This is a genomic window from Acidovorax cavernicola (genome assembly GCF_003581445.1).
This window is the reverse complement of sequence record NZ_QXMN01000082.1, coordinates 1-7,124: the sequence shown is the minus strand read 5'-3', so window position 1 is coordinate 7,124 and position 7,124 is coordinate 1. Positions and strand designations below refer to the sequence as shown.

Sequence of the window (7,124 nt, the reverse complement as noted above, 5' to 3'; positions counted from 1 at the left end):
ACCTCGGCCAGGTGCGTCTCGAGCAGCCAATGCCCACCGTCGTCGAACGCGTGGAACTCCGCATCGGGCAGGTCACGCAGGTACGCACGGCCGGCCTCCAGGGGCATGTAGCCGTCCTGCGGCCCCCACAGGATCAGCGTGGGCGGGCGATAGGTGCGCAGGTAGTCCTGGTAGCGGGGGAACCACTGCAGGTTCTCCCTGAGCCCCTTCATGAGGCCCACCGACAGGGCGCGCCGCGCGGGCGTGTCCATCAACTGCCAGTGCAGTCGCCAGAGGTCGGGCGTGAGCCGCGGGGCCACGCGCGAGGACACCTCGCCAATGAACTCATCGCGAAACCCCTCTTCGCTCACGGCGCGCTCCAGCACGTCGAGATGGGCGGGACTCGGGTCGCGCCAGTAGTCCTTGATGGCCGCGTACTTCGGCCCCAGCGTGTCTTCGTAGATGTCGCCGTTCTGGATGATGAGCGCCGTCACCCGCCCGGACCGCCGGATCGCGTGGCGCAGGCCGATCTGCGAACCGTAGTCGTGCAGGTACAGCGCGTAGCGTCGCAACTCCAGCGCCACCGCGAAGCGATCGAGGAGGTCGGCGTAGCCATCGAAATCGAAGGCGAAGTCTTCCGGCGTGTCGCTGTAGCCGAAGCCCGGGAAATCGGGCGCCACCACGCGCCAGCGGTCCGCCAGCGCCGGAATCAATGCGCGGTACTGGAAGGACGAACACGGGTAGCCGTGCGGCAGCAACAGCACCGGCGCGCCCACCGGACCGGCCGCGCGATAGAAGACTTCCACGCCGTCGATCTGCACCGTGCGGTGCGTCACGGCGGACGTGCCGGTCGGCCTCGAGGAACGCGCGCCTGGCGTCGCGCTCATGGCATGCCGCCGCCCCTGCGGGACTGGTTCTGGTTGCCGCTGCCCACGTGACTCTCGCGGTCATGGCGGCTTTCCGGCGTGCGGCGCGGCTAGTTGCGCGGGGTGAGTGGCTGGTGGCCGGCCTTGTTGTGTTCCGTGTGCTCGGTGGGCGGATTCGTGCGGTCGTCTTCAACTGGCTCGTGGGTATCGTGGGTGGAGGTGCTCGTCTTCGCCATCGTGGCTCCTTGAAAAAGTGAGGAATGCAAGGGAGAGAGCCTTCTTTTTCAACCCGACCGAACGATATGGATGTGGGAGGAGACCGACCCCGGATGTCGTCCGCGCCGCGCGAGCCGAGCCGTTCGCACCGTCCTGGCAAGCCCGCTGCCGCGTACTGCATGTCCTACGCCGCAGGCCGTTGATCCCTGACAGGAGCGCGCCTTCTCGCGCCTAGTCTGCGCAGGGTCAGCCACGAAATTCGCAATCCGGCGCTCGACAGCTGGCACCTTCTGGAGATTCATCACCATGACCGCCTCACGTCTTTCAGCCCTCCTGGCTTCCACCACCCTCGCCCTGGCTGGCGCAGCCTTCGCCCAAGGCAATCCGCCGACGACCGCGCCCGCCAACCCCGCCACAGCCGCCGGGCAGCAAAGCCCTGCGGGCGGCCCGATGGGAACGACCGGCACGACACCGCAGAACACGCAAAGCGGCAGCACCACTTCGCCGCCCAGCGCCGGCACCATGAGCGCCCCTCCGCCCAGCAGCGATTCGACGAACATGGCCGCCACCACACCGCGGCCTGCACGTGCCGATCGGAACTGACCTGGGTGGGCAGCTCCTGGCCCCTGCACCCGCCCCGTTGAAGCGCACGCCCCCATCGGGAGGCGCTTCGCTGCGAGGCGCGGTGCTGGCTGCGGCATGCCTGGCGTGTGCCGCACAGCAACCCGCATCAGCCGGCCCGCCTCCTCCGGCCGAGCGCCTGGCGCAAGCCGCCGTCGCCGCTGGAGACAACCAGTCGCAACCCTTCGCCGTGATCGACAAGACGGCCGCGCGCCTGTACCTGTTCGATCGCGACGGACGCATGACGGCTTCGTCCCCCGTGCTGCTCGGCTTGGCCCGGGGCGACGACTCGGTGCCGGGCATCGGCAGCCGGCCGATGGCGGATATCCGCGCCGAGGAGCGGACCACGCCCGCGGGACGCTTCGATGCCGAACCGGGCATCAACACCTCGGGCGAAGACATCACCTGGGTCGACTACGACGCCGCGATCTCGATGCATCGCGTGCGCGCCAACAACAAGAGCGAGCGCCGCCTGCAGCGGCTGGCGTCCGCCACGACCAGCGACAACCGCATTTCGTACGGATGCATCAACGTGCCGGCAGTGTTCTACGACGCGCACGTCAAACCGACGTTTGCGAGCCGGGGGCGCGCGGTCTATGTGCTGCCGGAGATGACGACGCTCGAAGCGCGGTTTCCTTTCGCGAGGAAGAGCGGGAACTGAGTGGCCGGTGGGCGGGCTGCGCTGGTCCCGCGGGCGTTCCCGGTGCGGTGGGCGTCTCAGGCCTTGTTGCGCATTCGCGCGAGTTCGGCGCGGCCCAAGGGCGTGATGCGCAGGACAACGCCCGGCACCTCCGGCCCCTCGGCCTCGCTCGGGAGGGTCGCTTCGACGAAGCCCGCGGCGACGAGCACTGCTGCATTGCGGATATCCGCCGGATCGGTCACCGCCAACGGGAAGCTCGCGTCTTCGATCCGCCTGAGGAAATCCATCGGCATGGTCACTCCTTTCTATGCAACGGGATACAACAGAAAAAAAGTGTAGACCGCGGCGGCGGGCTTGCGCGCGTTTTGGCTGTGCACCACCGCCATTTCGGTCGTTGTCCTACACATCGCGCGCCAGAGAAGACTAGACCTGAAGAACCTTCTTCAGTCTTCTTTCTCAAGGATTTCCAGATGCGAAAAGTCAACCATGTCATGACCCGCGATGTCGAGGTCATCAGTCCCGATGCCACCATTGCAGAAGCCGCGCAGCGCATGCGCGATGGCGACTTCGGCATGATGCCCGTGGGCGAGAACGACCGGATGATCGGTGCGATCTCGGACCGCGACATCGCCATCCGCGGCATCGCCGCAGGACACGACGGACAGGCCAAGGTGCGCGACGTCATGTCGGACGGCATTCGCTGGGCCTACGAAGACGACGCGGTCGATCACGCGGCGCAGCTCATGGCCGAGCACCAGATCAGGCGCCTGCCCATCGTCGACCGCGACAAGCGGCTGGTGGGCATCCTGGCGCTCGCCGATGTCGCGGTGAAGGAGCCCAAGGCCAAGCCGGCCGCGGAGGCGCTGTGCGGCATCTCGCAACCCGTGGCGGCCTGAGCGCGCGCGTCACGCCTCGAATTCCAACGTCTCTTCCTGGAGGTCTTGCCATGCCCGTCGCATCTTCCCGCCTGCTTGCAGCCGCCGCCATCGCGGCGAGCCTTGCCGTGACCGGTTGCACGGTCACCCGGCCCACCGGTGCCGCGAGCGACATCCCGGCCTCGTCGGCATCGGCCATCGATGCCCAGGTCGAGGCGTCGCTGGCCCGGCTCTACGACACCGTGGCCGGCTCGCGCGCGCTCGTCGCCGGTTCCCAGGGCGTGCTGGTCTTCCCCTCCGTGGTCGGCGGCAGCCTCGGCGTGGGGGCCGAATACGGTCGCGGTGCCCTGCGCACCGGCGGGCGCACGCAGGCCTACTACAGCACGACCGCCGGCTCCGTCGGCTTCCAGGCCGGCGCCCAGTCGAAGGCCGTCTTCTATGTGTTCACCTCCCGCGAGGCGCTGGACAAGTTCCGCCAGAGCCGGGGCTGGACAGTGGGCGCCGACGCCACGGTCGCGCTGGCACGCTACGGTGCCAACGGCGTCGTCGACACGGCCACCTTCCGGCAACCCGTCGTTGCTTTCGTGATGACCAACGTCGGTCTGGAAGCAGGCGCCTCGCTACAAGGCGCAAAGGTCACTGAAATCCGGCCTTGAGGCTGGCTCAGGCCGGCGTCGAGAACTGCTTTGCCCGCGACTCGCCGCCGAGTCGCCACGTCATGCCGATGCCGACCACCGCCGCGATCAGTCCCACCAGGAACACGCTGGCGTGCCCGAAGTGATCGGCGATCAGCCCGGCCATCGGGCCGGTGGCGCCGTAGGCCAGGTCCTGGAACGCCGCGAAGCCGCCGATGGCCGTGCCGCGCAGATGCGCGGGCACGCGCTTGACCGCTTCAAGCCCCATGGCGGGGAACACCATCGAGCAACCGATGCCGGTCAGCAGCGCGCCCACCATCGCCACGCCGGGATGGGGCGCCAGCCACAGCAGGAGCTGGCCCACGGCCTCGATCGCCAATGAGACGAGTGCCACCCGGATGCCGCCGATGCGATCGGGCAGGCGCCCCGCCAGCAGCCGCACCATGACGAAACCCAGGCCGAAGCACGTCAGTCCATAACCAGCGCCCTGCCAGCCGTGGGCCAGGAAGTACAGGGGAAAGAAGGCGCCCAGGGCCGCGAAGCCGACGCCTTGCAGACCCACGACGGCGCCCTGCTTCCAGATGAGCCCCAGCACATCGGAGAACGGCGCGCGACGCCCCTGCGCGGCAATGGCCGGCGCCATGGGCCACAGCATCACGCCGCTGACCAGCGGCAGCAGGATGCTGCCCGCCATCAGCCCCGCGAAGCCGAGCCGCTCCAGCAGCCACAGCCCCAGAGGCCCGCCCACCGCAAAAGCGCCGTACATGCCCGTGCCGACCAGCGCCATGACCTGCCCCGAACGCGCGGGGCCCATGGCCGCCATCGCCCAGCCCAGCATGCCCACGAGGGCGAAGCTTTCGCCGAGCCCCAGCACGAGGCGTCCGATCAGCAGGACGAGGTAAGCGCCGACGCCATGGCCCAGCACCGGCAGCGAGGAGGCCCAGCACAGCAGCGAGGCCGCCGCATAAAGAACCAGGCCCCGGAACATGGCGACCTTGCCGCCGCGTTCGTCGGCCAGGCGCCCTGCCCATCCGCGACTCAGGATGGTGGACAGGAACGCAATGCCGACACCCAGCCCGGACGCGACGTTGCCCATGCCCAGCGTCTGCGAGACATGGACCGTCACCGCCGGCATCGACATGGCGACGGACAGGTAGGTCAGGAAAAGCGCAAGGGTCATCCAGACCAGCTTGCGCAGCGAAGAATTTGCTTGGACGTTCGTCATCGAGCGCCGCTCCTTGAAGTTTCAAAGGCGGCACGAGCGGATCGAATGAGCGGAACGGGGAGCCGAAGCGACCAGCGCACCGCCAGTCGGCCGCGAGTGCCACTGGTGATGCGTTGATTGACGTAAACGCTTACGGCCGGATCGGGCGCCGAGCAGGTCGGCGTCGATGGGAGCAGCGCGGATTCTAGCGACAACCGCGAAGGATGCGCGCCGCAGGCTTTGCCTACTTGGCTTGCAGCAGCTTCTGCAGGTTGGCCATGTTCTCGCTCAGGCGGTCCTGCACCACCTTCCAGCTGTTGTTGCGCGCCTGGGCTTCCAGCTGTGCGAGTTCGCGGAAGTTGTCGACGGCCTGCTGCACGCCGCGCTGCGCGGCCTCGGTCTGCTTGGAGATCGCGTCCTTGCCGGTGGCGTCCTTCAGCGCGTCCTGCCACTGGGCCAGCGTCTCGCGCAGGATCTCGCCGCGCCGCTGGGCCAGCGACTGGATGCCCTCATAAGCCTGCCGGTTGGCTTCGGCCAGCGCCTCCATGTCCTTGCGCTGCCACTCCACGAGCGCGCTGACGTCCACACCGGGCAGCTTGAGCTGTTCGACCAGCTTGCTGAAATCCTCCATCGACGGCAGCGCCGTGGGAAAAAGCGGGTTGGCGCTGGCTGCGTTCTTGCTGGTTGCCATGAATCGAATCTCCTTGGATGAATGAAAGGACGGGGAACGGAAAAACAAGAAACTCAGGCCGGCGCGAACTGCGCGCGCGCGGCGGCGGCGGGCCGCATCACGCGCAGCAGGACCACGCCGGACAACAGCCACAACCCGATCGCCAGGAACATGCTGTTGTCCGAACTGCCGGTGGCCGTGGTGATCCACGCGGTGATCACCGGCATCACGGCGGGCCCCAGGTTGCCCAGGCTGCTGATGAGCGCAATGCCGCCGGCCGCCGACTTGCGCGGCAGGTACTCGCTGATGGCGGCGAAGAAGATCGGCGTGTTGGCCGACTGGCCGATGCTCATGACCGCGAGCCCCGCCAGTGCCAGGACCATGTTGCCGCCGCTGAAGACCGCCACCAGCAGGCCCGCCGAAGCCAGCGCCACACAGAAGAAGAAGTGCTTGCGCCGCTCCAGGTGCCTGTCGGAGCTGCGCCCGACGAACACCATGCCGATGGCGCCGAAGATCGCCGGTATCGCGGACAGCAGGCCGACCATGAACACGTCGCCCACGCCCCAGTTCTTGATGAGCGTCGGCACCAGGAACACCAGCGTGTAGTTGGCGCCCAGGAACAGGAAGTACACGAGGGCCATCGTGAACACCTTGGGGTCGCGCAGCAGCGCCCAGAACGAGCCGTGCGATGCGGTCTCCACCGCATGGGCCTCGTTGTCGAGGTGGCTGCGCAGCGCGAGCTTCTCGACCGGCGTGAGCCAGTTGGCCTGCTCGGGCTTGTCCTTGAGGTAGAAGAACGCGACGATGCCCAGCACCGAGGCCGGCAGGCCCTGCACCACGAACAGCCACTGCCATCCATGGTGGCCGCCCAGGCCGTTCATGTACTTCATGATCCAGCCCGAAAGCGGGCCGGCCAGCAGGTAGCCGATGGCCGTGGCCGTCATGAAGATCGAGATGACCTTGCAGCGCCGTGCCGAGGGATACCAGTAGGTGAGGTACAGGATGATGCCGGGGAAGAACCCGGCCTCGAACGCACCGAGCAGGAAGCGCAGCACGTAGAACTGCGTGGTCGTCTCCACGAACATCATGGCCGAGGCCACGAGCCCCCAGCAGAACATGATGCGCAGCAGCGTCTTGCGCGCGCCGATCTTCTCCAGCATCAGGTTGCTCGGCACCTCGAAGAGAAAGTAGCCGATGAAGAAGATGCCCGCGCCCAGCGCGTAGGCCTCGTTGCTGAAGGCCAGCGTCTGCTTCATCTGCAGCTGCGCGAAGCCGATGTTGATGCGGTCGATGAACGCGACGATGTAGCAGAGGATCAACAGCGGCAGCAGATGCCAGCTGACCTTGGAGAACAAAGCCTCGTCCGCCGCGTTGTACGGCGCGCGGGCGGGGGCCTGCGCAGGGGTGGGGGTCATGGT

The 7,124-nt window shown here is 67.6% G+C and carries 10 protein-coding genes; 4 read left to right on the top strand and 6 right to left on the bottom strand.

What is annotated here, in order from left to right; translation table 11 throughout:
* A partial coding sequence (locus D3H34_RS30540) for an alpha/beta fold hydrolase (RefSeq protein ID WP_147400523.1) occupies positions 1 to 866 on the bottom strand: 866 nt, incomplete at its 3' end.
* Between the two features lie 89 nt (positions 867 to 955).
* Positions 956 to 1,081 (bottom strand): hypothetical protein, encoded by a 126-nt coding sequence (locus tag D3H34_RS34805; RefSeq protein WP_286186471.1) that lies wholly within the window; start codon positions 1,079 to 1,081, stop codon positions 956 to 958.
* A gap of 286 nt (positions 1,082 to 1,367) precedes the next feature.
* On the opposite strand from D3H34_RS34805, the gene D3H34_RS30535 reads away from it, so the two are divergent.
* Entirely contained in the window at positions 1,368 to 1,664 is a 297-nt protein-coding gene (locus D3H34_RS30535) for a proteophosphoglycan ppg4 (protein WP_119558595.1), read from the top strand.
* A 37-nt stretch (positions 1,665 to 1,701) separates the two neighbouring features.
* Positions 1,702 to 2,343, top strand: a complete 642-nt coding sequence (locus D3H34_RS30530) for a L,D-transpeptidase (protein ID WP_286186470.1) — start codon at positions 1,702 to 1,704, stop codon at positions 2,341 to 2,343.
* Positions 2,344 to 2,399: 56 nt separating this feature from the next.
* Here the strand turns inward: D3H34_RS30530 and D3H34_RS30525 are convergent, their stop codons facing one another.
* Positions 2,400 to 2,615 (bottom strand): hypothetical protein, encoded by a 216-nt coding sequence (locus tag D3H34_RS30525; RefSeq protein ID WP_119558594.1) that lies wholly within the window; start codon positions 2,613 to 2,615, stop codon positions 2,400 to 2,402.
* Between the two features lie 177 nt (positions 2,616 to 2,792).
* Here D3H34_RS30525 and D3H34_RS30520 point away from each other — a divergent pair, with 177 nt between their 5' ends.
* On the top strand, positions 2,793 to 3,218 hold the full coding sequence (locus tag D3H34_RS30520) for a CBS domain-containing protein (RefSeq protein ID WP_119558593.1): 426 nt from the start codon (positions 2,793 to 2,795) through the stop codon (positions 3,216 to 3,218).
* 50 nt (positions 3,219 to 3,268) lie between these two features.
* Positions 3,269 to 3,853, top strand: a complete 585-nt coding sequence (locus D3H34_RS30515) for a BPSL1445 family SYLF domain-containing lipoprotein (protein ID WP_119558592.1) — start codon at positions 3,269 to 3,271, stop codon at positions 3,851 to 3,853.
* Between the two features lie 7 nt (positions 3,854 to 3,860).
* Here D3H34_RS30515 and D3H34_RS30510 read toward each other — a convergent pair whose 3' ends face one another.
* The 3 genes from D3H34_RS30510 to D3H34_RS30500 all read right to left on the bottom strand — a co-directional run.
* Positions 3,861 to 5,057: an MFS transporter gene (locus D3H34_RS30510; protein WP_119558591.1), complete on the bottom strand. Its 1,197-nt coding sequence runs from the start codon at positions 5,055 to 5,057 to the stop codon at positions 3,861 to 3,863.
* Between the two features lie 223 nt (positions 5,058 to 5,280).
* The gene (phaP, locus tag D3H34_RS30505; protein WP_119558590.1) at positions 5,281 to 5,727 is read right to left on the bottom strand and encodes a TIGR01841 family phasin; all 447 of its coding nucleotides are present in this window, start codon (positions 5,725 to 5,727) and stop codon (positions 5,281 to 5,283) included.
* A 53-nt stretch (positions 5,728 to 5,780) separates the two neighbouring features.
* Positions 5,781 to 7,124: MFS transporter (locus tag D3H34_RS30500; RefSeq protein WP_350308490.1), on the bottom strand; the 1,344-nt coding region annotated here is incomplete at its 5' end.